Consider the following 23,854-nt stretch of genomic DNA (forward strand, 5'->3'; position numbering starts at 1 on the left):
ACTACTGAGCGAGATTCCACGTTCAGCTACCAGACGTTCTTGTAGTTGACGACTTGTATAGCTACGTTCTTCGTAAGCGCCATTGTTCAACCGCATTTATATCTTCTAAACTCCACTTCCGCTTTCCTCCACGTCCGGGTGCTTCCCACAATCCACCTAATCCCAGGTTTTCCCATCTACGTAATGTTGCTCTCACTGTATGCTCATGAATATTTAAGTGACCAGCAATCATTGGCACTGTTAAACCATCTGCATTCAGTCTTAATGCGATAGCTCTCATTTTGACTCTTCGAGGTACATTATCTGCAAGGCTTAACTCCTGCAAGGTTTTGTTTTCTTCTGTTGTCAGCTTTATTCTTAGTGCTGTCGGCATTTTCAGTTATTTGCTCTGTTCTATTTTTATCTTATAATTTTTCATGTCTAGCTACTTAGTTGGTTTTGTTGGTAATAGGTAATAGACATCTCCGAAAATGATCAGAGCCTTGATATAAATGGCATACAAGATAGAAATACACTGATGAGAAATTAGAGAAATGTACGATAGAATAAAGCTTTGAGATGTTAAGTGTTGATAATTGAGCCAAAATCTTGAGTGATGTGCGTTGATTCTAGTTGGGTGGTATCGCTGATATTTGTGTTGGTAATATCAGCGCACCAATTCGGAATCTTACTAGTCCACAGATAGTCAAAATTACGGACTCATACTTTTGCGGATTTAACCGAAATCGTTCTTATACAACTCGAAATATTTTGACTGTTCTAATGCGGTGTTCTACAAAAATTCGTTTAGCTGAAAAAGCTTTGTTTTGTGCTTTTTGTTCTGGCGTTAGTTTTTGATTCTTGCTTTTTTTGATGGGAACATTAATGACATCTTCTCCGATATAAGCTTTATCTCCTTTAAATCTTTGTTTAGAGTCAAAGTTATCCCGATATTTTCGGAATAAAGTTATATCGCTTTTTGGACCTGGTTCTCCGGCTACAACATCTACAATGTCTTTACCTTCTGGCAAGATAATCATTTGACTTTTAAATGTATGATTACTCCGCTTACCTGAGTAATATTTTTCTTGTTCTTTATTATCTCCAGGTCTCTCTCTCACTCGTTCGTAACTATCTACTATTAGTTCATATTCCGTGAGAACTTCTTTGACTATTTCATAGTCGGCAGCGTTTTTTTTACTTGTTCAAGTAAACTGGATAGCAGCAATTCTCGTAAATTAGGCAACCAATAGTTAAACGTATCATTGGCAGTAGATTCACTGACTCCAAACTGGACACCTAGCAGTTGAAATGTCGTCATATGCCTGAGATATACCAAAGTTAAAATTATTTGCTCTTTCACAGATAATTTAGGTTTTCGACCTCCTCCTCCAGCAATCAGCCTAACTTTTTTTGCTTCTAACGCTGCTTGCTTTTTATTTTACAGCCTTAGAGCATTTTCCATGAGTTGTTGTAACTGTTCATATTCCAGTCCTCTTAACCTCTTTGTTTCTTTGGGATTTTCTTCAATGTAGTTCAGTATCTCACTCATCTTCTTATGTCAAAAAAACTGATTATGATGTTCTTCCACCACAAAATATACTATTTTGGAGATGTCTAATAAGCTGTTACGCATTTAAATTGTATATTTCTCACTCAGGTTGTCAAAAGTCCACAGTCCAGAGTCCAAGCTAGCCTTTGACTCTGGACTCTTGACTATGGACAGCCCTGACGCAAGAATATTTGATTTAGGTGCGTATCACCTTAGCTAATAGGTAATTGGTTTTCACTGTTGCCGATAACCAATTACCAAGTATCTGTAGGTTGGGCGTTGCCCACCGTATCATGGGTTTTGGTGGGCTAGGTAGGTTTCAACTATTACCGATTACCCATTACCCATTACCAAGCCTCTCAAATTGTAATAGCTAAATGCTAGACCGACCTCCTACGGAACTATCAAAACCTCGCAGGCGCTTACCTAATCAGCGTTGGCAAATTCACCTACAAAAAACAGATTTAGCCCAAAAACTGGCAGATGCGGCAAATCTTTCGCCTATTGTTTGTCAATTGCTGATTAATCGTGGTATTGAAACACCAGAACAAGCACAAGCATTTTTAGAACCTGAATCCTTAAATTTACCTTCGCCATTAACAGAATTTCCAGATTTGGCGATGAGTGTGGAGTTATTACAAGAGGCGATCGCTTCCCAAAGTAAAATAGCAATTTGCGGTGATTATGATGCAGATGGAATGACTAGCACCGCTTTACTTTTGCGTAGTCTCCGCAGTTTAGGCGCTCAAGTAGATTATGCTATTCCCAGCCGGATGCACGAAGGTTATGGTATCAATAAGCGGATTGTAGAAGAATTTCATAGTGAAGGTGTCAAGTTAATCCTCACTGTTGATAATGGGATTTCTGCATTTGAACCAATTGCTAGAGCCAAAGAACTGGGTCTCAATGTCATTATCACCGACCATCACGACATTCCCCAAAAACTACCCCCAGCCGATGCAATCCTCAACCCAAAACTCATCGCTGAATCTTCACCATATCGGGGTGTAGCTGGTGTTGGCGTTGCTTATATTTTGGCAGTATCTCTGGCACAAAAGCTAGACAAAACCAAAGGCTTAATTCAGCCGATGTTAGCACTGTTCACCTTGGGAACGATCGCCGATTTAGCTCCCTTAAGTGGTGTCAATCGTCGTTGGGTAAAACGTGGTTTAAAGCTATTACCTAAATCTCAATTACCAGGAGTCCAAGCATTAATCCAAGTTGCAGGAGTACAAGCGATCAATTCAAAATTCAAAATACCCTTCGGGAACGCCAAGGGCGAACAAAATTCAAAATTAATCAATAATGACTCTAATAAGGATTTAACTTATGGTGTCCCCAATCCCCAATCCCCAGTCCCCAATCCCCAATCCCTCAAACCAGAAGATATTGGCTTTCGTTTAGGGCCGCGTATCAATGCAGTTGGTAGGATTGGCGACCCTTTGACGGTAATTGAATTACTGACAACAGATGATGAGGGGTTGGCGTTAGAACGCGCTATGCAGTGCGAACAGGCTAATACTAGCCGTCAGCAAATGTGCGAAGAAATTGAACAACAAGCGATCGCCCACGTAGAAGATTTGTATGCAACATCTCTACAACAAGACCGGGTATTGGTTGTGATCCAACCCAATTGGCATCATGGTGTAATTGGTATTGTCGCCTCCCGCTTAGTGGAACGTTACGGTGTTCCCGTCTTTATTGGTACTTATGAAGATGAAGAACTAATTCGCGGTTCGGCTAGGAGTATCCCGGAATTTAATGTATTTGAGGCTTTAGAATATTGTCACGACTTGTTGGGTAAATATGGTGGTCACAAAGCCGCCGGCGGATTTTCTTTCCCCGCTACTAATTTACAGAAGTTGCGATCGCGTCTGTCTGAGTTTGCTAATCAATGTTTGCAACCCCAACACCTCAAGCCCTTACTGCAAATTGATGTTGAGGCTAACTTCAATCAAATCCATCAAGAACTGTATCAACAGCTAAACTCTCTCCATCCTTGCGGTATTGATAACCCTGATCCGGTTTTCTGGACACCCAATGTTCAAGTTGTAGAACAACAAATAGTCGGCAAAGGACATATTAAAGTCACACTCAGCCAAACTATCGAAGGTCAACCATATCAGTTTAAGGCGATCGCTTGGCGTTGGCGTGATTATTACCCTTTACCACCAAGATTAGATATAGCTTACAAATTGCGCGAAAATAACTTTAATGGCAATACCAGCCTGGAGTTGGAATTATTAGGTGTAAGACTGGCTCAGAAACAACTTGAGGCGCAGTCCCACCAGTTACAACTTTTTTATCAAGCTTCTTCTAAACCTTTAAGAACCGCCTTCAAGTACAATCAACGTCAATATACTTGCGGAGTCTATCAAAATAATTCTCTTCCCGAACTCAGAATTAAAAACTCAGATGGCAAAGTTCTAGTTATGCAGCCGGGAAATACAATTGGGTTACTAGGAACTAGTCGTGAAGATGCCCTAGAAATCGACTTAACTTTACCCCAATATGATTCTATTGTTCAAGCTGCTATCCAAGCATTGTCAATGCTGAGTGCTGAGTGCTGAGTATAAATTTCACCATCACTCAGCACTCATTAGTCTTATAGGTTGCCGTTGCGGAATGCCAGCACGAAAATCACAGCAGGCCCAGCAATGATTATTAGTGCAACAGAGGTTAGTTGGAAAATAACTTCCCAATTGATGTTGGCTAAAGCGTCAAACATTTGTCTCTATTCCTCCCAATTGTCTTAAAATTACTCAGTTGCAGTTGCAAAACCCGTATTAGATCATATCCGGCGATCGCCTGTAATATTTAATTTACTTAATAAAAGTATAGGAAAAAACATAAAATGGCAAACTGGCAATGCGTCAAACAATGTGGAGCCTGCTGCAATCTTGACCCAGCAGAACGTCCGGAAATAGAAGACTATCTCACCCCAGACGAACTAGAACTTTACTTCAGTATGGTAGGCGAAGGCGGATGGTGCATTAACTTTGACCATACCACAAGAGAATGTCGCATCTATTCAACACGTCCCCGTTTCTGCCGTGTAGAGCCAGACATATTTCAGGATATGTATGGTATTGAGTCAGAAGAACTAAATGATTTTGCCATAGAGTGCTGTCGCCAACAAATTGAAGGGGTTTACGGTGACAGAAGTCTAGAAATGCTGCGTTTTGACAAAGCCGTGGGGATTTAAAGTTATGTGAAGCTATTTTTAATCTGAGGCATCATTTTAAAGCTGCTTCCCACCAGTCTGAATCTGACGCAGGTCAAAATCAGGTGCTTCTTCCATCATTCCGCTTGAATATTCCCGTAATGCTTCGGCGATGCGGCGTGCTTCCAAGCGGTCAACACATAGGAAATCAGCAAAACGCCCTTCAGTAATCAAACCTTGATCTAGGGCTTCAATTGCCAAGTGTTGATAGTGGAGTGGCATCATATCAACCCTTTGGGGTATTTCTTCTAAACCAAGTTCCTGCTGCACTTTCCTAACTTTTAATCCCCAAAAACATTTATCGCAGTTGGGCAGCCAGAAGCATTAAAGATTGCTGTGGAAACAGATAAACCTTCCAAACGGTTCACTGGGTTAACAACCCTACTCATATTGATGAACTAAGCAAAACATTCTCAGGTTTAAGTCAAGCCAAATCCGTTGTAAATTGTGTTCACTTAGTAGCTTCCAAAGTATTCAAATAATTGATCAGGATTGTCTAGCCAAGCAGGAGTGTAAATTTCTGCTAGTTTTATCCCGTATTCTTGCTCATCCTCTACATCCATTCCTTGAAAGCTTACATATTCGTCCTCGCTGAGAATGTACGCCGCAAAATCCCGATTTTCAAAACCGTACAATTTACCTCCCTCCTCAAAGCAAGAGTCAGCCGTAGCATCATCAAACACCCGAAGCCTTGCCCAAGTTAATTTATTTGGTAAATCACACTCATACAGCCACCATTCAATAGCAACAATGTGTTTACTCCAGTAAAACTCTTCTTTGGTCACAATATTTGAAGCTTATTAAACTTTAAATTTAGTAAAAAAGATTTTAATGTGCTGAACAACATAATCAACAAACGCGATCGCACTCCTTGAGCTACGACATCGTAGGGAAGTTGCGCCGCATTGGCTCTTAGAAGCCTTATAAATAAAGTTTTATAGGAAAATAATCAAATTTTTCTTAACTCAGTTTCTTACTTGCAGCTAATCAAATAGAAAATTAGCTATATTTTCACAGCAACGCATAGTTTTAAATCTATATAAATGACACTTTAATATTTAATTGGCATCTGGGTGCAATACCGTATTCAATTAACAAATAAACTATTCATACCAGTCGGGGCCTTTGAAGAAGTCCCCATCTGCCCAAAAGGTTTTACAGACCAAAGAACCTTGGCCGGGACTACTGAAATTTTGGGCAGCCCTGAAGTCGGCTGCAATCACAATAGCATCATCCATTTCTACTCCACACAAGTCAGCCGCAGTAAAATCAGTACCACTCAAAATAGTTTCGTTAAGGTTGGCATCTCTGAAGTTAGTCCCTATACAATCTGCACCACTTAGGTCAGCCCCAGACAAATTAGCACCTTCAAGATTAGCAGCAGTCAGGTTAGCACAGAGTAGCCTAGCTCCACTCAAATCAGCATTGCTCAGGTTGGTGCCACTCAAATCAACTCTAATCAAATCAGCTTCACTCAAATCAATAGAGCGCAAATCTTCTCCATCCAGCGTCGAGGAGCTAAATATAATTCCCGAAAAATTTCTTTCTCCAGCTGCGTATCTTTTGAGCAATTTTTCGCTGTTAAGTCTTTCTCTTCTATCTGCCATAAACTAATTCAATCATTCCTAAATTTAAAACACTATCTTTACTGTTTTGTTGACACAGCAATTAAGCATTAATATACCCAAAGAATTTACAGCGTCTTCTTTCCAAGAAAAAAGAACTCGTTGCGACTCATGCAATCGCGGCAACAAGTTCGGTCTACTGAGCGTGGCTCACAAACTAAAACCACGCTCCTGCTGTCTTTTGTTTTGTTGCTCATTCAACAGATGAGCTTCTAGTTCCTGACTCCAATCAGGATTATGGGTTTTGAGCCTTTGACCCTGTGGCAACAGTTCCAATACTGCACTAGCTGTTTTATTCCCCTGCTCATCATTATTGAATGCTACGACCACCCTATTGAAACTCTTGAGAAATGCCATAGGTAGGTTATTCGGGTCATCAGCTACTATAAACGTGGTTCTAGTTGGTGGTAGCCCTTTGAAACTGATGTGCAGCCCATCCTCTTCTACGCCTGACTTCAGATTCCAACGCCTCAACAACTAAGTCATTAAAAGATTCGTTGCTTCCCTTCAGTTTTCTGGCTTTGGTAAGTAGTTCAGTAGGAAAGCGGATGGTTAAAGCTTCACGTTCCATACAGTTTATTGTAACCAAATAATGGTATCACCTATCATAACTACTCCATCTCACGAAAAAGCTGCATTTTTTTCGGTACGGTTGCAATTTATTACAACGATCTGAGAAAATGAGAAAAATATGAAAAACATCTAGTAATAAATCTACTGCCTGTGAAAATCGACTCTGCACCTGTCACCCTTGCCGGCGTAAATCCGACTATCAGCCAGCCAGAAATAGAAGAAAGTACTCAGTCCCATCTGGCTACTGCAATTATTGAGCCAGTTGAGGATAGTCCTAAAAAGCAGGAACCAGCTTTGGCTGTATTTGCTACTACCTTTGTGACTATTTTTCTGGCAGAAATTGGCGATAAAACCCAGTTATCGACTCTATTGATGAGTGCAGAGTCTCATTCACCTTGGGTAGTATTTCTCGGTTCGGGAGCAGCATTAATTACCACAAGTTTGTTAGGTGTCCTCCTGGGTAGTTGGGTTTCTAAACGCTTCAGCCCTAAAACCTTGGATAAATCAGCCGGAATCATGCTGCTATTTATCTCCCTCACTTTGTTTTGGGATATCTTTCACGGATAATATAAAAACTTCTAAATATTATGGATTGGCATCTTTTAGGACTCAGTTTTATTACGGTTTTGTTGTCAGAATTAGGTGACAAAAGCCAACTAGCAGCGATCGCTCTTTCTGGTCGTGGTCAGTCTGTAAAGGCTGTGTTTTTCGGCACTGCTAGCGCACTCCTGTTAACTAGTTTATTAGGCGCGTTAGCAGGCGGCGCAGTGTCAGAATTATTACCTACAAGAATATTAAAAGCGATCGCGGCTGTAGGATTCGCCATTCTCGCTGCCCGACTGTTGTTTTTTAATAATGAAGAAACATCAGATTCTGAACAGACACTATAGTTTTTACGATCAAGGGATTTTGGTAACTGGTAATTTAGGCTATACAGTTTGTTTGCGAAGTTAAATTGGTAGTTGTAAAACTAATACATCTTCCTCTGATGCAATGAATGTTTCACCTACTGTTAAAACAGCTATGGCGTTAGTTTGAGCTAGATTCATCAAATTACCAGAACTATGACTGCCGCCAGCTTTGTGAAACTCGTATAATCCATCAATTAGGTGCAGACTTCCCCAAATATAAGTTTCACGCTTACCGTCTGAGCGTAACTCATCATGCGATCGCACTTTTACAAAAATCGGTTCCCAACCTTGAGTTAATCCCCCTAACTTCCGAATTACTGGTTGGACAAATCGCCAAAATGTTACCATAACAGCCGCCGGGTTTCCTGGTAAACCGAAGTAGATGGGGGCTGGAGGTGTGGGAAAGGTGGCGACGGTGAGGGGTTTACCTGGGCGCATTTCCACAGAACGGATGTGAATTTTAGCGCCTAAGGAAGCTAGAATTTTCTCAACGTAGTCATAATCACCTACGGAAACGCCGCCGGAGGAAATGACTATATCGGCGTTAGCTATGGCTTTGGTGATGGTTTCTTCCAGGGCTGTTGGGTTGTCTTTGACAATGCCGAATAATATAGGTTCTGCACCACTTTGCTTGACTAAAGCTGCTAGGGCATACTGATTGGAATCGACAATTTGTCCTGGTTGTAAAGGCTTGTCAGAGGTAACTAATTCATCCCCAGTGGAAAAAATTGCTACACGAGGACGGCGGTAAACTTTTATCTGTGGGCATTGAGAAGCCGCTAATATAGCAATTTCGGCTGCATTTAATTGAATATTGGTTGGTAATAATTGTGTCCCGGCTTGGTGATAAGCTGCTTTGAGTCTGACGAATTCTCTTGGTTTTGGTGTTGTGAGGATAAACACGCGGTTATTCTCTGGGCGTGTCTTCTCTTGCATAACTACAGTATCCCCGCCACTAGGCATAACTGCGCCAGTAAAGATTCGGGCGGCTTGTCCTGGTTTTAGGGTGAATTTGGGTTGATAGCCTGCGGGAATTTCTGCAACAACTTCTAGGCTAACTGGCTGTTCGGCATTTGAGTTTTGTACATCTTCATAACGTACCGCGTAGCCATCCATCGCTGAATTGTCCCAATGAGGAAAATCTAGGGGGCTATTTACAGGCGTTGCCAAAATGCGCCCATTTGCTGCCCATAAATTGACAATTTCTGTGTCTTGTTGACTATCTAGGGTTGGTACTAGATTGAAAATAATATCTGCTGCATCCCTGACTGATGGCATGGGGTGTAGGGGTGTGGGGTTTTTCTTAACTTATACCAATTCAATTAATGATTGCAACATATCATGGGGTGAAGACGCGATAAATCGCGTCTCTACAAATGGTTCATTAATTTTGAATTTTGAATTAATTTACGCTATCTGAAAACTAAAATTGAGACTTGCCCAGTTATTTATATCTAATACATAGGAATCTGTAGCTGTGGTGGTTGTTTCTGTTTTGACTGCACTACTGTTATGTAAATCTTTTAGTAGCGCTTGTCCCACTTCTAAAGGATTGATTAATGTAGCTATCGGTTGTTGGTCGGCTGTGGAATATTTGGCATTATCTAAGATTTCTAAGGTGGCGTTAAAGGGTGCGGTGCTAAAAATCAGTTGGTGTTCGCATTCGTAAGCGGGGCCGGAAGTTACCCAGCCTGATGTTGGTGTTGTTTGCGGTAGAGTTACGGTTTCGTTTGGGGCAATAACTACTTGTTTAAGTTGGGGTTGATTTTCTGGATTGTTGGGTTCTTGGGGGGTTTGCCAAGGATAAAAAGCGATCGCAGTGCGATTGTTCTTTAATCCCAATAGCATAAAATATATGGGGCGATCGCTTAAGTTTTGGATGCGGTATTGTATCCGGCTACCAATAGGGATGATGGGAATTGGTAGTGGGGGGTTGGGAGTGGGGAGTGATTTTTTTGTAGCGGTTTCAGTAGTGATTGTCCTTGTGGTTTCTCTTTGCAGTACTGCCTGTGACGATATGCTATTAACAACCTCTAAGTTTACCTTGACGGGCAATCGGGAAGAACCTTGATTTTCTGTCAGTCGCCATAATTTAGCTGCCAGAAGAGTGGATAATTTTGATGATAATCGCTGGGCTGCTACTTTCACAGCTTCCCCAACTCCCCCATCTGTATTGGGAATTAGTTCACCATCCAAAGTAAACAGACCGTAGCGGCTGGGGGTTTGTGGCAGTTTCCCAAACAAATAATCGGCTGGTTGTTCTCCTGCAACTACAGTGGAAATATGACCAACACTAGCAAAGGCGCTGGTAGCATCTACTCGCTCAATTCTTTCTAGTTTAGTATCTAAGGCTAATATCAAATTAAGATTGCGGGGCAATACGCGTACAGTCTCTTGAATAAGTTGTCCTACTTGTAGGGGAAGCGTCTCTGCAAATTTAGAGACTTGGGCTTTAGCTGTTAATCCCATAAGAGATCGCAATGTTAATTGCTCTCCAGTTGTTAGAGTAAATTTAGAATTAGCACCGTAATTTTCTAAAACTTGTGCAGGTAATCCACCTAGCCATACTTGCACTGTCTTTCCATCTTCTTCTATGGACAGAATCACTCCCTCTGCACCAGCATGGCTATCTAATAGTAAATTTTCAACAGTTACCACTCCCAGTTGATTTTTCTTCTTAGTTAATAACTTTGGTTGCTGTTTACTTCCCAATTGGTGGATAGAACTTGCCGCATGGGAGAGACTGACTCTAATTGTTGTTGCTGGTGTTGACTGCCAAAGTTGTCTTGTTAAAGCGTAAGTGAATAAACCTGCATTAAACCCAGACATTAATATTTCCCTAGCCGACTGCTGGGGGTCTGATGTAGCGGATAGGATAACAGCCGGGCTAAATTCAGGATTTTGGGGTTTGATTTGTCGGCGGAAATCGAGTTCTGCTGCTGTTAACCGCGTTCCAGGTGACTCTTGACGGGCGCGGATTTTTAAACCTGCTGGCTGGTTGATAGCAGGAACAGTGTAGCTGGTATCCAGCACTGCTATGACACGATCTGTAGGGAGCGATCGCAACAATAATAATAATGTATCTTCTAATAAATAATTAGCTATCTGAGAATCCTGTGCTTCTTGATTTTCATCAGTTGTCACTAAAGCATTTTGTAGCGTATCCGATTCCACTGGTAACTGAGTACCGTAGCCACTAAAGTGAAAAACCACAACATCGCCTGGTTTAGCTTGCTTGACCAAGTGATCTAAAAAAGCTGCTTCAATAAATTCTCTACTCGCTTGTTCCTCAGTTAACGTCAAAATATCAGTAGCTTGAAAGCCAAACCGATGGACTAAAAGTTCTTTTTGTAGTTCCACATCGGTCAGACAACCACTCAGTGAAGAACTTTTCCGATATTGATTGATACCAATTAATAATGCTAACTTTCGCGGTGTAGGTTGTGCTAAGGCTTGATAATAGTGATTATTCATCGTTAACCACTCAGTTTCAGCCACACCCAACACCGCCAGTATTGAGCCAATCCGTTGTACAAAAGTCCGACGTTTCATAAAAACCATCAGTCCTCAGCTCGTCAGCTAACAGCTTATAGGGCTGAGGACTGGGGTGTAAACATAATTTGCCTAGAATCATTTTGGGGCAGGGGGCAGAAGACAGACCAGATGAGTAACTAATTCCCAATCCCCAATCCCCAATCCCCAGTCCCTAACTCCTAAGCCAACACCTGAACTCGCATAGCCCGCGCCAATTCGGCTGCTACTTCAGGACGAGAAAATTCTGGTGGTGGTAATTCACCGCGACGCAGCATTTCTCTAACTTTAGTTCCCGATAGGTGAACTCGTTCTTCTGGTCTACTGGGGCTGGTTTTGGTGGTAGCCATTTGTTTGGTGCGGGTGCAGTAGAAGGCGTGTTCAAATTTCATTGGCACAATGCCTAACTCACCAGGCTCAAACTCATCGAAGATATATTGAGCATCATAGGTTCCGTAGTAGTCACCAACTCCCGCGTGATCTCGCCCGACAATAAAGTGGGTACAGCCGTAGTTTTTACGAACTAAAGCATGGAAAATTGCTTCGCGGGGACCAGCGTAACGCATAGCGGCGGGATTAATTGCCAATATCACCCTATCTTCGGGGTAATAATGTTCCAGCAAAATTTCATAACAGCGCATCCGCACATCAGCTGCAATATCATCTTCTTTAGTTGCGCCTACCAAGGGATGTAAAAATAAACCGTCCACGGTTTCTAAGGCACACTTTTGAATGTATTCATGGGCGCGGTGAATGGGATTACGGGTTTGAAAGCCGACTATGGTTTTCCAACCCTTGTCTCTAAACATTTGCCGTGAAGCAACTGGGTCAATTTGATAATCAGGGAATAGAGGATGAGAACTGCGTTCCAGTAGCCATATATCACCTGCCAGATTCACAGCGCCTTGGTTATAAAGCACTTGCACCCCTGGGTGTTTGGCATCATCTGTGCGGTAGACGTTGATGGCTTCACGGGTTTTATCGTAGCGATATTTTTGCGTGAGTTGCAAAACCCCAATGTAGTCACCTGCGGGATTATCCAGGCGAACTAAGCCACCTTCCTGTAAAGAGGAAGCCACTTCTTCGCTGACCGATAATGTAATTGGTATCGACCATACAAGACCGTTAGCCAAGCGCATTTCCGAAACCACGCGATCGTAGTCTTCTTGGTTCATAAAACCAGTCAGTGGGCTAAAACCACCAATCGCAATCATTTCTAAATCGGAAACTGCCCGTTCGTCAAGTTGTACGCGGGGCAGAAACTCAGCTTTGGAAACAAACTCTTCTCTTTGTGCTGGTGTGGCTACGCGATTAACCAACTGTCCACCGTGCGCGGCAATAGCCTCTGGATGCTGACTCAACTTCAATCCCCTCTTAGTGATAACTACAATTGTTGCAAACTATGTACTAACTTATCAAAATGCTGGTACAGAGAAAAAAAAGTTTGGGTCTCTGGGAAATGACGGCGTGGTTTTCAACTCGAATTGTAGTTTAAGTTTCGTTCCTAAAAGCAACCCACACAAAATCAGGTTTTTAACTCTAACTGAACCGTATTGTGCTGTGATTAGGAATTTTCTTATGTATTTTTCAGGAGTCTTACTGTTTTATTCATGGAAGAAAGTTTGTTACACCTAGAAATCTACTGTGTATTATTTTGTTAAAACAGTACGTTGTACATAATTTATCTACTAGAAATAATTATTAAACCAGCATTATTCTACCTTAATTTTTTCGTGACTTATATTTACTCATTCCTGAGATTCATTCTGGATAACCGAGAATAAAAGTTTGCATTAATTACAAATGAACTAACTATTGCTTTTCAACTATTGTGTTAATCAAGCAACGAGTTGAGCAAACAAAACAGGTAATCAACTCAGAGCTTCCAGTCAATTTAAATTGTTAACTACGAGGTTGTCAGTTATGTCTCACGAATTGTTTATTAACTTATCCGATGAACAACAAGCAGTTGTTAAAGGTGGAGAGGATACTGATTTTCAAATTGACTTCACCTTTTACGAAGCCAAGCAAAATGTGTTGAATGGTACTACAAGCTCTGGCCCTAATGGTAGTACTGCTGCTTCTAATGGTAGCTCCACTAAGGTTAAGACTGCTGGTCTAGCTTTCTTAGCTTTAGGTGCAGATGACATTTTAGATTTGCACTAATCAAGCGATTAAGTTGATTCACAACATCAACTAATCAACTAATACGTGAGTTTGATCTAATTTGTACATCCAAGAAGGAATTAGCAGTTTTTGTGTGCTTAATTCCTTCTGGAACTCACGTTACGAATAAGCAAACTAAGTCCATTAAAACTACGAGGTTGTCAGTTATGTCTCACGAATTGTTTATTAACTTATCCGACGAACAGCAAGCATTTGTAGCTGGCGGTGTTGATTTTCAACTTGATGCTACCTTTTATAAAGCACAGCAAAATATATTAAACGGTAATACAAGTTCTGGTCCTGGCGGAAGCACTGCTGCTTCTAATGGTAGCTCCACCGATGTGAAGACTGCTGGTATAGCCTTCCTAGCTTTGGGTGCAGACGAGGTTTTAAGCATTGCTTAATCCAGCGATTAAGTTGATTCACAACATCAACTAATCAACTAATACGTGAGTTGGATGAAATTTGTATAGCCAAGAAGGAATTAGCAGTTTTTATGTGCTTAATTCCTTCTGGAACTCACGTTACGAATAAGCAAACTAATTCCATTAAAACTACGAGGTTGTCAGTTATGTCTCACGAATTGTTTATTAACTTATCCGATGAACAGCAAGCATTTGTAGCTGGTGGTATTGATTTCCAACTTGATGCTACTTTTTATAAAGCGCAGCAAAATGTATTAAATGGTAATACAAGTTCTGGCCCTGGCGGAAGCACTGCTGCTTCTAATGGTACCTCCACCGAGGTTGAGACTGCTGGTATAGCCTTCCTAGCTTTGGGTGCAGACGAAGTTTTAAGCATTGCTTAATCTAGTGATTACGTTGAGTTACTACATCAACTAATCAACTAGCAAGTGAGTTTGATAGCATCTGCATAGTCATGAAGGAATTAGCGTATCTTATTTTTCTAATTCCTTCTATCACTCACTTTATGAATAACTAAGTCCATCAAAAATACAAGGTTATCAAAGATGTCTTGTCAATTATTTATCAATTTATCTGATACACAACAAGCAGTTGTTACTGGTGGTACGGATTTTCAAATCGATGCTACTTTCTACGAGACTTATCGCAATGTACTAAATGGTGGTACAACTTCTGGCCCTAATGGTAGCACTGCTTTCTCTAACGGTAACTCTACCAGAATTAAGACTGCTGGACTGGCTTTATTAGCTCTAGATGCTGACAAAATTTGGTCATGGCCAGAAGAATAATCCAGTTATAAGTTAAAACATAAGCTGTAGGGTCGCACATTTACGCGACTCTATGACAAACAAACAGCAAATTTATGAGTAGGTAAATACAACTATGTCTCAAAATATCAACCTGAAAAAATCTCAGTATCTTCAAGATTTATCCGAACAGGAACAAGAGATTATATGCGGTGGTTATTTATTTCCCAAATCTAACATTTTTATGCAAATAACCAATCTTTTAACTACTGCCAAAAATCAAATGAGTGCTACAGAGGGTGATCAAACAATTACATCATACCAAGAAACTATATATCACTACACACAAATCACTCTAGTTATCGCATCTTCTAGAGATGATGCTGAAAGCTCAATTGGTAATTATTTTTAGGCGATGTACTGTCAGTTTATCTCGATTTCTCTACAAGGTATTTACAGCAGTACAAGCAAATCGCATTCTAAAAAGTTATCTGTTTGTAGTTACTTCAGCAAAAACTCGCATTTTTTGGTACTGCATATATACAAATATTGAATACATATAAAACAATCAATACTTGAAGAAATTGACATACTAATCTCAATCCATTCAATAGAAATGCTTAGTTTGTCAATCTCATAGATTTGTTCACTCCGTAATTACTGGAACATCATCTGATGTTCCAGTTTTTCTGATACAACACTCCCTCATGACAAAATCAGGCAGCCTAGTAATATTGAAAGTAGTGAAACCTGCATTAAAATGAAGACATCAAAGGTTTAATAATCACTCAGTTTGGTAAAATATTTAGCCATATCTGAACAGTTTATGAGTGTAATTGCCCCAAGCATAGCAACAAAAACGTGGTAATCATCTTTTGTGTTGATTTTGGATTGTTCTCTAAGAATTAGCAGATGCTTAGTCATCTCTTTTCATTTCCTAGCATCTTTCTTTAAACAATCACCTTTGATTTAGGCAAAAAAGACTATTCCTCTCGCACCTGGGTAAAGGTTTCTAATTCGTAAGTTAACAAAGCTTCTGCTTTAGCTTGTCTGATTGCATCTTGATTTTCATGTTCCAAAACAACTCGTCCATGAAGGCGAGATAGTAAAGCCTTCCATTGAACATCACCCAAACTTTCTACCAAAGCGATTTCTAATCTCTCAGTCACATCTAAACCCTCTTGTGTCAGCAGATTATTGGTTATAGACGATAACAACAGTTCAACATGATCAACAGCAACATTAGTAATGTTGACCATTAACATAGTTTTTCCGCCATTAGGACTAGTTACAACTGTTTTAATTACCTGTTTCACTTCTAAACTTATTAATTCCTCTGGTTGTGACCAATCAGGAAAAATAATTAGGTTAATATCTTCTAACCGTAAATTTTGACTTAGTGTATCTGCAAGATAATTATTGAAAAGTTCTTTGAATAGACTTTCTATTTTACTTGCATAAGAGCGACTATCTAAAAAACTAGGATTATCCTGCATTTTTTCCCTAATTTGGTCACTCTTCTGTCGCCGCAGTTCAGAATTAGTACCTAATGCAACTGCTAATTCAATATAGGACTCTTCACTATCTGCAACTAAATCAGGAATATTCAATGTTTGTATAATCGCTGCTCCCATTGCCGAACGGAAGCAATTTCCTTGTCTAGCGATGACAGGTAGATTCACCTGTAATGGTTCTATTAATGAAGTCGTCCCTGCAAATGGATAGGAATCTAAGTAAACATCAGCAATTTTATAGTATTCTTTCATGTCCTCCCGGTCTGGAATGGGTTGAATATCTAATACTATTAAACGTTCAGTAGCTAACCCATGCTGAGAAAATATAGAATTTAGGTGATCGATAAAATTTGCTTTTGGATAAGCATTTGACCAATTTGGCCCAAATGGTAACAGCACTAAAACTGAATTTGGTACTCTAGAAATGATGTTTGCCCAGGTTGCTACCAATTCTGGAACTATTTTGAAGTAGTTAGCACCAGAGATAAAAACAACAGCATTTTCAGGAATACCTAAACTATTCCTCTTGACTAGAATTGTTAATTTTCCCTCTTCCGTACCGTAACTAAAACAGTGAGCAGTTCCTTCTAGTTTAATTAGTTTTTCTTGATAATGGTCTTGTGCTATTGGTGAAGGATCAGTTAATGTGCCGGAAATATAATAATCTATATTTCGCATTCCGGTTGTCACAACTGAAGCACCACTAGTAACTTGTATTCTGGCTAACCTATGAATTGCTAACAGGCATATTTGATTGGTTACTGCGGTGACATTGGTAGCTATGAACAATATATCTAAGTCATCAGCACGAATGGTACTTACCTGTGCAGATAATTCCTGTGGCAACAGTTTAAAAGAATTCGCAGAACGTTGACAATATTGCTCTAGTCGATGACTTGTTTCTGTAAGTGAGTACAAAATTACCTCAAAATCTCGACTAATATGTTCATAAACAGGAAGACAAGCAAATGTTTCGGCTGAAGGTCTAAAATGCGATGCAAGTATACCAAGCCTAATTCTTTTGATATTTACAGGTCGTTCTACAAATTTATAATCAATTTTATTGCCATTGAGTTTCAGGTAACATTCTATTATTTCTGCCCGTTTAACATATATATCCTTCAGATTATTGTCATTAAAATAAATATGGGTAAAATTAGCAATCTGAGTAAAATAATTAGTGATTTGATAAGACGAAGATGAACCTAACTCCTTAAAAATATATTCATGTAAGGAATAAGTACATTTTTCGAGGTATTCATGATATTTTTTTGAATCTCCCAATGCTTTAAAATAACCTTGTGGCGACAATAAAAATTGCAGATAGTCATATAACAGCCATTCAGGTACTTGTGAAAAGTTAGACGATAGTAGTAATTGATTAAAATCACCAAACAGCATAGCTGCTAATAAATTCTGGATAGCTTTGGGGCGATTTAATTCTTGAGAAATAAATATCTCATTAAAAAGGATTCCATCTTTCTTAGTTAAACTTTTATCATTAATGCTATTCCTGAGGAGTATTTTGTGTATTTTTCCAAACAAACCAGCATACATCTCAGCTAATTTTTCATCTGGAAGACTAAGCCATTGTTCTGCTGTTTGTTTTTGCAACCGATTTAGTTCAGCATTATCCCTGCTCAAAATAGCATATTTACAAGCAGCCATTTGTCTTGTGAAGCCAGGATAACGGCTATCATTAGCAATAAAATAAAAAAGTTTTTGATAATCTAAGAAAATCACATCTTTTAAAGATGCATTCCGGTGGGTTTGTTGTTGGTGATGAATGCGAAATTGTGATAAATATTGATCAATAAATCCGATTTTGTATCGGCTCATAATTCTGAGCCACATTTCTAAATCTACAATCTGACACAGTTCGGGATTAAATAAGCCTACTTTCTCAAAAGCTTCTTTTTTGATTAAAACAGTAGTTGGTTCACCAATCTTATTAATAGGAGCATCAAGTATATTTGGGTCTTCTAGAAGCTCTTTGCCTAATTGAATTCTTTTTAAGTTTGACCAATATTTATGTATATCCTTGGCTTCATGATATTCTAAAGACTTTGGATTGTAGGTAACATCTTTATAAACAGAAAATAGTTTACGTGGTGAGAATACTAAACCTATCTCTTCATCTTGTTCTGCTAAGGTAACCATTTCTCTAATGGCATTTGGTTCTAAAATGTCGTCTTGAAATAAAAACTTAATGTATTTACCTTGAGTCTGAGAGATGCAGAAATTCCAGTTGTTAACCAAACCTAATCTTTCATGGGTGAATAAATAAATCTTTTTTTTTGATTTTTCTCGAAAAATATTAATCTTTTCTATTATTTTATCTTCTGAGTCATCATCTGAAATGATAAGTTCTATATTATTATATGTTTGTGAATCAATACTTTGAAGCGCCAGATCAATAAAAAATTCACCATTATATGTCGGAATACAAACACTAACCAATGGCTCATCATTAGCAATGATATTTTTCATCATACTTTTTAGTTATCTTCTAACTAGTTAGATGTTTAATAGATTTTTTAGGTTCACCCACTTTTGAAAGAAAGATAATTTTTTTGTGCCACAGACCCCAATACATGGGTAGCCTAAAAAAGTCGCTCTGCCAAAACCAGATGCTCCTGCTTTTTGATAGAATTATTTCAGCACTTGTGATTCACATATCAGTATTGAATCAACTCTAGTCTCACGATTTCTTAACTCCGGTGTATTACTCTTGCCCCATGCAAACTCTTGAATATTTATATATCCTGATTCAGTTAATCTGCGATATAACTCTTCTGTATCATAAAGCCACTGATGACCCCACCAACGCATAGAAATATTTAGCATCTCAGCACGTGTTTTAATAAATTGGTACTCTGGATATTTGAGCCACTCTTGATTACGCCAATCGTCAGACATATATTTTTGTACAACATATTCTAAGGACGGCATTGCTATGCGTAAAATCCCTTCGGGCTTTAAGATACGATAGCACTCCTTCAAAAAAAATAATCCTTCTTTCAAGGTTAAGTGTTCCAGAAAATGCTCGTTATATATTAATTCACAAGAATTATCATCGAATGGTAGTTTCTGTCTAGCATCACAGACTAAATCCACTGTTTTATAATTTTGCTCTATATCTATATTTATCCAGCCATCAAATCTGACATTGCCACAGCCAATATTTAATTTATAAGGTTTTGCAGAGCCAATAAATATTAAGCCAAATTCAATAAGTTGATTTACTGTATAGGCTGGAATAATTTCTGTTCCAGAAGTAAGAAGTGCATCTGAATTTTCTGAATCTAATACAATTCTAGCTTTCAGGAAAGATGTAAGAGTTCGCCACTGAATTTGGTCAAGTTTACCGACTAAAAATACATTAATATTTTTATTTTTTTCTAATTGTTCTTCTGATATCAGATTACTTAAAATACTAGATATACATAAATTAGCATCTTCTTCGCTAATCTTGGTTGTATCTATAAATAAAGCAATTCTATTATTTTCTGGATGCGTTAAGAGTAATCTAACAAGACAATATAGATTTTGATATAGATGTTCCTCTTCTTGATTCCAATCTGGAAAGACTATAAAATTTATATCTTTTAATTCCAAATGTTTGGGTAGATTTGTAGTGAATTTAGAAGTGGTTCCTTGATGTATAGAATTTAACTTCAATAAATGCTGCGAATAAAATTGAATTGCTCTATCTATAATTTCTTCATACTGCCCATCTAGATTAGATTTAACAGTATCTAGCATTTTAATGGTTTTATTTAGTTGCCAATCTCTGTTCTTACTTGACCAGACTCCTTCTGCATGAATTCTATAAGCTGACATTACTTTATCAATGTATCCAATTTTTCCATATTGTGCATTAAGAATGTGGAAAATCCAATCGCCCATGCCTTGTTCATAGAACCAATTAGGTATATTATCTACTAATCCAGCGCGATACATTACAGAGGGTGTGGAAATAAAATTGCGTATTAATAAATCTTCTATATAGGAGACTGGAGGTTGATTATGAAGAAATAGGTAGGGTTGGTATTGATTATCCTCATGAAAAATAATTACATTATGAAAACAAATCGTAAATTCTAAATTTTTATCTAAAAAGTCTACTTGTTTTTGTAGTTTATCCTCTGCAATCCAGTAATCATCTCCCTCCAAAATTGCTACATATTCACCGCAACAGGCTTGCAAAGTATTAACAAAATTCCTGTGCATACCTAAGTTTTTTTCAGGTAACAATAAGCGAATTTTATCTGCATATTTTTGTTGATAATCAATTAAAATTTTGCGTGTATCATCTGTAGAGCAATCTTCCCCTACAACAATTTCATACTCGAAGTTAACTTTTTGCATCAACACGCTTTCTATTGCCTGTGCAATAAATCTGCTATGATTGTAGGTTATAACTAGAACACTAACTTTCATAAATAATCTCCCTATAAAATAATGTTTGATATTTGTACTGAATGACTTAACTCAGATTGAAAATAAGTTGAGTTTTCTATTACAAACTTGATAATATCTATAATATTAGTAATATCGTCGATACTTACCGATGTTCCCGTAGGTAAAGAAATTACTCTTTGAACTACCTTTTCTGTTTCTGGTAGCAATAACTTAGAATAAGGATAATATGAATAGTACGGTTCCATATTATGGCAACCCGGATAAAAATATCTTCGAGCTATTACATTTTCAGCTTGTAATGTTTTCAGTAATTGATCTCTACTAATTCCCAAGATCATCTCATCAATTTCTAAAATAATATACTGATAATTAGATTTCTCAGTCTCGTTGTAAGTAATCAACTTAATCCCAGGAATTTCTTTTAGTTCTCTTTGGTAATACTTATAATTACGATAGTTAATGAAAACAAATTCATCTAGATTATCGAATCCTGTTAAACCCATTGCTGCTGAAACTTCATTCATTTTTCCATTAGTACCGATATAGATAACTCGGTCATAGCCAGCAAAACCAAAGTTAGTCATCAATCGAATTTTTTCCGCTAATTCATCACTATTTGTAACTATTGCTCCTCCCTCAAATGTGTTTAAAAATTTAGTTGCATGAAAACTAAAAACTTCAGCATCACCAAAGCTACCTATCATGCGTCCTTGATGTGAACAGCCAAAAGCATGAGCAGCATCAAACATTAATTTCAAATTGTGAGTAAGAGAAATTTCACTTAAAGCCTCTACGTCACAAGGGCGACCCCACAAATGAACACCAATAATACCAGTAGTTCGAGGGGTTATGCTTTGAACTATTTTGTTGGGATCTATATTATGAGTCTGGGGGTCTATATCACAAAAAACAGGTGTGATTTCTTGCCATTTGAGAGCGTGTGCAGTAGCAATAAATGTGAAAGAAGGAATAATCACTTCACCAGTGAAACCTACAGCACGAATGGCTATTTCTAAGGCTACTGTTGCGTTACACGTAGCGATACAGTGTTTTACTCCAACAAATTCAGCAATTTGTCGTTCAAACTCCTGTACATAAATACCATTGTTCGTAAGCCATTTTCTATCTAAGATATCATTGATACGTGATAATAAATTATCGCGGTTGCCAATGTTAGGACGACCAACGTGTAACTTTTCAACAAATCTTGGTGTTCCACCAAATATAGCTAAATCATTCAACTTTTGTTTCATTTGGGATAATGTATTAATTATGTACTTGAAAGAATGTTATGGAATATTTTAAAACTAGTACAATAGTTAAATCAATTTTTGTGCTACTACAGTATAGTGAATTGGCATTAACTGACGCTCCGGTGTCTCAATAGCATTTAATTCTAAAATAGAAAATCTTTCTAATAAAACTCGTAAGCCATGCTCTGTAAAACGCCAACAATCAGGAAGTGGTCCGTGAATCCTAAAATTAAAAGGTACGCTGAGAAATAATTTCCCATTTGGTTTAAGTATTCTTAGAATTTCGTCTACTGCCTTAAAAGGATGAAGTGTATGTTCTAGAACTTCAGTGCAAACTATATAGTCGAAAGTGTTGATCTTCAAAAATTCATTATATTGACAAATATCCCCGATATAAGTGCAGCCAGAATGGATATCTATATCAAATGTCTCTACCTTTATATATTCTGAAAAATAAGGTTTAGCGCCTGAATGAATTTGAGGCGCAATATCTAATAATATACCTGGTTGATGAGCATAATTAACAGATGTATATTTCATGAATTCGATTATATTTTTGCGAATCATTTTTAAATAATCAATATCATTTTGGCTAATTATACTATCTGACATATTTACTTATTTCCTATCATCTAAGAGCATTTCTATCATACTAAGATCAAACGTAGGAATACCTAGTTTTAAGCTTATAGACTTGCGTTCTCGAAAACTGTCATCAATAAATATTGCAGGACTTTCAACTATATATTTTGCTTTATCTTCTACTTTATTTATCTGAATAATATTGTCAAAAATATTTTGAATTCTATACTTTTTAAGAAAATCATATATATCTCCTGAATGCTTCGTTAATAAGACTATTTTTTTTGTATTATTTATGCACTGATATAAAAGCTTTATCAAATTCAAATTAACTTTATTATTACCAACCAAAGTGTCATCTAAATCCACATACACTGTTTGATAATCTACATTATGTGTGTACCGATTTATTAAAGCACGATCCATCGTTAAGTCAAATTTATTATTAATAATTTCAATTGGAACTCTTTCTTGCTCATATATACTTAAAAGAGGGAAATTTATTCCTTGTACTCTATGAAATGCCATCGCACCTGCTACGCGAGGGGCAATCTCTAAAAGTTTATATTCGCCACATTTATCTTGCTTTAATTGAAAAAACCAAACACCATAAAAATTTAACTTTTGTGTAATTAGTTCAGCATATCTAATAAATAATTCTTGATCTATGTTTTCACTAGAAACACTCATTGAAATACCACATTTTGTTCTAATTCTTTTTCTCCCACTACAAAATAATAATCCTAAGTCACGATGAGAAAAGCAATCAATTGTGTATTCTTCGCCAGGGAGATATTCGGTAATAATATATTTATTTATTTTAGATAAAAAGAAAGAAACATCTTGGGGATTATAGATAATATGTGTATCTTGAGAAGCTTGACCTTTATCTGGTTTAACAAATACAGGGAATTGTTTTATTTCATGTAAACTATGATATATCTCAGGAACTGGTATAGTTCCAAATAATACTTTATATGTTTTAGATTTAAATCTAGTAATTAAACAGGTTTCTAAAGGAGAAGTAACTATTTTAGCCTTAATGTATTGAGATTTTTCTGCTAAAGCAACAATTATATCGTCATAAGCTGGAAATATATAATCTATGCTATTAGCATCAATTACCTGATTTAAAGCATCTATCCATCCAGGCTCATGAATGCTAGGAATATTAAAATGTTCTGCAAAAACATATGGGGCGTGATTTGCAACATCTAGACCAGCCGAATATAGCTGAATATCTTTGCAGTCACATAATGCTCTATGAATTTCTAAAGCAATTTCCGATCCTCCTGGAAATATTAAGACTTTATATTTTTTCATTATGTTCTTAATTAATAATAAAGATA

26 protein-coding genes are annotated in these 23,854 nt (G+C 37.8%); 9 read left to right on the forward strand and 17 right to left on the reverse strand.

Annotated elements, in window-relative coordinates; genetic code table 11:
• Positions 1-61 precede the first annotated feature (61 nt).
• The 3 genes from GSQ19_RS17195 to GSQ19_RS30455 all read right to left on the reverse strand — a co-directional run bounded on the left by GSQ19_RS17195 (position 62) and on the right by GSQ19_RS30455 (position 1,300).
• Positions 62-373 carry a helix-turn-helix domain-containing protein gene (locus GSQ19_RS17195; RefSeq protein ID WP_011319154.1) on the reverse strand — a complete coding sequence of 104 codons (312 nt, stop codon included), beginning with the start codon at positions 371-373 and terminating at the stop codon, positions 62-64.
• 358 nt (positions 374-731) lie between these two features.
• Positions 732-1,100: a transposase family protein gene (locus GSQ19_RS30450; protein ID WP_011319155.1), complete on the reverse strand. Its 369-nt coding sequence runs from the start codon at positions 1,098-1,100 to the stop codon at positions 732-734.
• 50 nt (positions 1,101-1,150) lie between these two features.
• Positions 1,151-1,300, reverse strand: coding sequence for a transposase family protein (locus GSQ19_RS30455; RefSeq protein ID WP_242035413.1), 150 nt, complete (start codon positions 1,298-1,300; stop codon positions 1,151-1,153).
• 608 nt (positions 1,301-1,908) lie between these two features.
• On the opposite strand from GSQ19_RS30455, the gene GSQ19_RS17205 reads away from it, so the two are divergent.
• The gene (locus GSQ19_RS17205) at positions 1,909-4,101 is read left to right on the forward strand and encodes a single-stranded-DNA-specific exonuclease RecJ (protein WP_011319156.1); all 2,193 of its coding nucleotides are present in this window, start codon (positions 1,909-1,911) and stop codon (positions 4,099-4,101) included.
• Positions 4,102-4,136: 35 nt separating this feature from the next.
• Here GSQ19_RS17205 and psb30 read toward each other — a convergent pair whose 3' ends face one another.
• A complete protein-coding gene (gene psb30 / locus GSQ19_RS17210; protein ID WP_010999254.1) occupies positions 4,137-4,259 on the reverse strand; it encodes a photosystem II reaction center protein Ycf12/Psb30 in 123 nt (40 codons plus the stop codon).
• 126 nt (positions 4,260-4,385) lie between these two features.
• On the opposite strand from psb30, the gene GSQ19_RS17215 reads away from it, so the two are divergent.
• A complete protein-coding gene (locus tag GSQ19_RS17215; protein WP_011319157.1) occupies positions 4,386-4,736 on the forward strand; it encodes a YkgJ family cysteine cluster protein in 351 nt (116 codons plus the stop codon).
• A gap of 36 nt (positions 4,737-4,772) precedes the next feature.
• Here the strand turns inward: GSQ19_RS17215 and GSQ19_RS17220 are convergent, their stop codons facing one another.
• From GSQ19_RS17220 to GSQ19_RS17240, 5 genes are all read right to left on the reverse strand, one after another.
• Positions 4,773-5,024, reverse strand: coding sequence for a hypothetical protein (locus tag GSQ19_RS17220; protein ID WP_224311907.1), 252 nt, complete (start codon positions 5,022-5,024; stop codon positions 4,773-4,775).
• A gap of 185 nt (positions 5,025-5,209) precedes the next feature.
• On the reverse strand, positions 5,210-5,539 hold the full coding sequence (locus GSQ19_RS17225) for a hypothetical protein (protein ID WP_011319159.1): 330 nt from the start codon (positions 5,537-5,539) through the stop codon (positions 5,210-5,212).
• 318 nt (positions 5,540-5,857) lie between these two features.
• The gene (locus tag GSQ19_RS17230) at positions 5,858-6,361 is read right to left on the reverse strand and encodes a pentapeptide repeat-containing protein (RefSeq protein WP_011319160.1); all 504 of its coding nucleotides are present in this window, start codon (positions 6,359-6,361) and stop codon (positions 5,858-5,860) included.
• Positions 6,362-6,529: 168 nt separating this feature from the next.
• The gene (locus GSQ19_RS17235; RefSeq protein ID WP_041456209.1) at positions 6,530-6,736 is read right to left on the reverse strand and encodes a hypothetical protein; all 207 of its coding nucleotides are present in this window, start codon (positions 6,734-6,736) and stop codon (positions 6,530-6,532) included.
• 40 nt (positions 6,737-6,776) lie between these two features.
• Entirely contained in the window at positions 6,777-6,950 is a 174-nt protein-coding gene (locus GSQ19_RS17240; protein WP_153228383.1) for a YlcI/YnfO family protein, read from the reverse strand.
• A 152-nt stretch (positions 6,951-7,102) separates the two neighbouring features.
• Between GSQ19_RS17240 and GSQ19_RS17245 the strand changes: the two genes are divergently transcribed.
• Both GSQ19_RS17245 and GSQ19_RS17250 read left to right on the forward strand, forming a co-directional pair.
• The gene (locus GSQ19_RS17245) at positions 7,103-7,519 is read left to right on the forward strand and encodes a TMEM165/GDT1 family protein (RefSeq protein WP_011319162.1); all 417 of its coding nucleotides are present in this window, start codon (positions 7,103-7,105) and stop codon (positions 7,517-7,519) included.
• A 20-nt stretch (positions 7,520-7,539) separates the two neighbouring features.
• On the forward strand, positions 7,540-7,842 hold the full coding sequence (locus GSQ19_RS17250; protein ID WP_011319163.1) for a TMEM165/GDT1 family protein: 303 nt from the start codon (positions 7,540-7,542) through the stop codon (positions 7,840-7,842).
• A gap of 60 nt (positions 7,843-7,902) precedes the next feature.
• Here GSQ19_RS17250 and GSQ19_RS17255 read toward each other — a convergent pair whose 3' ends face one another.
• From GSQ19_RS17255 to sat, 3 genes are all read right to left on the reverse strand, one after another.
• Complete coding sequence (locus GSQ19_RS17255; protein ID WP_011319164.1) at positions 7,903-9,141, reverse strand: molybdopterin molybdotransferase MoeA; 1,239 nt, start codon at positions 9,139-9,141, stop codon at positions 7,903-7,905.
• Positions 9,142-9,270: 129 nt separating this feature from the next.
• The gene (locus GSQ19_RS17260; protein ID WP_041456762.1) at positions 9,271-11,415 is read right to left on the reverse strand and encodes a caspase family protein; all 2,145 of its coding nucleotides are present in this window, start codon (positions 11,413-11,415) and stop codon (positions 9,271-9,273) included.
• A 161-nt stretch (positions 11,416-11,576) separates the two neighbouring features.
• A complete protein-coding gene (sat, locus tag GSQ19_RS17265; protein ID WP_011319166.1) occupies positions 11,577-12,755 on the reverse strand; it encodes a sulfate adenylyltransferase in 1,179 nt (392 codons plus the stop codon).
• A 562-nt stretch (positions 12,756-13,317) separates the two neighbouring features.
• Between sat and GSQ19_RS17270 the strand changes: the two genes are divergently transcribed.
• From GSQ19_RS17270 to GSQ19_RS17290, 5 genes are all read left to right on the forward strand, one after another.
• Complete coding sequence (locus tag GSQ19_RS17270; RefSeq protein WP_011319167.1) at positions 13,318-13,560, forward strand: CTB family bacteriocin; 243 nt, start codon at positions 13,318-13,320, stop codon at positions 13,558-13,560.
• A gap of 167 nt (positions 13,561-13,727) precedes the next feature.
• Positions 13,728-13,964 (forward strand): CTB family bacteriocin, encoded by a 237-nt coding sequence (locus GSQ19_RS17275; RefSeq protein WP_011319168.1) that lies wholly within the window; start codon positions 13,728-13,730, stop codon positions 13,962-13,964.
• 167 nt (positions 13,965-14,131) lie between these two features.
• The gene (locus GSQ19_RS17280; RefSeq protein ID WP_011319169.1) at positions 14,132-14,368 is read left to right on the forward strand and encodes a CTB family bacteriocin; all 237 of its coding nucleotides are present in this window, start codon (positions 14,132-14,134) and stop codon (positions 14,366-14,368) included.
• A 162-nt stretch (positions 14,369-14,530) separates the two neighbouring features.
• Positions 14,531-14,773 (forward strand): CTB family bacteriocin, encoded by a 243-nt coding sequence (locus tag GSQ19_RS17285; RefSeq protein ID WP_011319170.1) that lies wholly within the window; start codon positions 14,531-14,533, stop codon positions 14,771-14,773.
• A 94-nt stretch (positions 14,774-14,867) separates the two neighbouring features.
• Positions 14,868-15,143 (forward strand): hypothetical protein, encoded by a 276-nt coding sequence (locus tag GSQ19_RS17290; protein ID WP_011319171.1) that lies wholly within the window; start codon positions 14,868-14,870, stop codon positions 15,141-15,143.
• A gap of 571 nt (positions 15,144-15,714) precedes the next feature.
• Here the strand turns inward: GSQ19_RS17290 and GSQ19_RS17295 are convergent.
• The 5 genes from GSQ19_RS17295 to GSQ19_RS17315 all read right to left on the reverse strand — a co-directional run bounded on the left by GSQ19_RS17295 (position 15,715) and on the right by GSQ19_RS17315 (position 23,828).
• On the reverse strand, positions 15,715-18,738 hold the full coding sequence (locus GSQ19_RS17295; RefSeq protein WP_011319172.1) for an O-linked N-acetylglucosamine transferase family protein: 3,024 nt from the start codon (positions 18,736-18,738) through the stop codon (positions 15,715-15,717).
• Positions 18,739-18,897: 159 nt separating this feature from the next.
• Positions 18,898-20,688: a glycosyltransferase gene (locus GSQ19_RS17300; RefSeq protein ID WP_011319173.1), complete on the reverse strand. Its 1,791-nt coding sequence runs from the start codon at positions 20,686-20,688 to the stop codon at positions 18,898-18,900.
• A gap of 11 nt (positions 20,689-20,699) precedes the next feature.
• Entirely contained in the window at positions 20,700-21,923 is a 1,224-nt protein-coding gene (locus GSQ19_RS17305) for a DegT/DnrJ/EryC1/StrS family aminotransferase (RefSeq protein ID WP_011319174.1), read from the reverse strand.
• 66 nt (positions 21,924-21,989) lie between these two features.
• Positions 21,990-22,535, reverse strand: a complete 546-nt coding sequence (locus tag GSQ19_RS17310; protein ID WP_011319175.1) for a methyltransferase domain-containing protein — start codon at positions 22,533-22,535, stop codon at positions 21,990-21,992.
• 6 nt (positions 22,536-22,541) lie between these two features.
• Complete coding sequence (locus GSQ19_RS17315; protein WP_011319176.1) at positions 22,542-23,828, reverse strand: ATP-grasp domain-containing protein; 1,287 nt, start codon at positions 23,826-23,828, stop codon at positions 22,542-22,544.
• Between the last annotated feature and the right edge of the window lie 26 nt (positions 23,829-23,854).

It is taken from the genome of Trichormus variabilis 0441 (assembly GCF_009856605.1).
Taxonomy (GTDB): Bacteria; Cyanobacteriota; Cyanobacteriia; order Cyanobacteriales; family Nostocaceae; genus Trichormus; species Trichormus variabilis.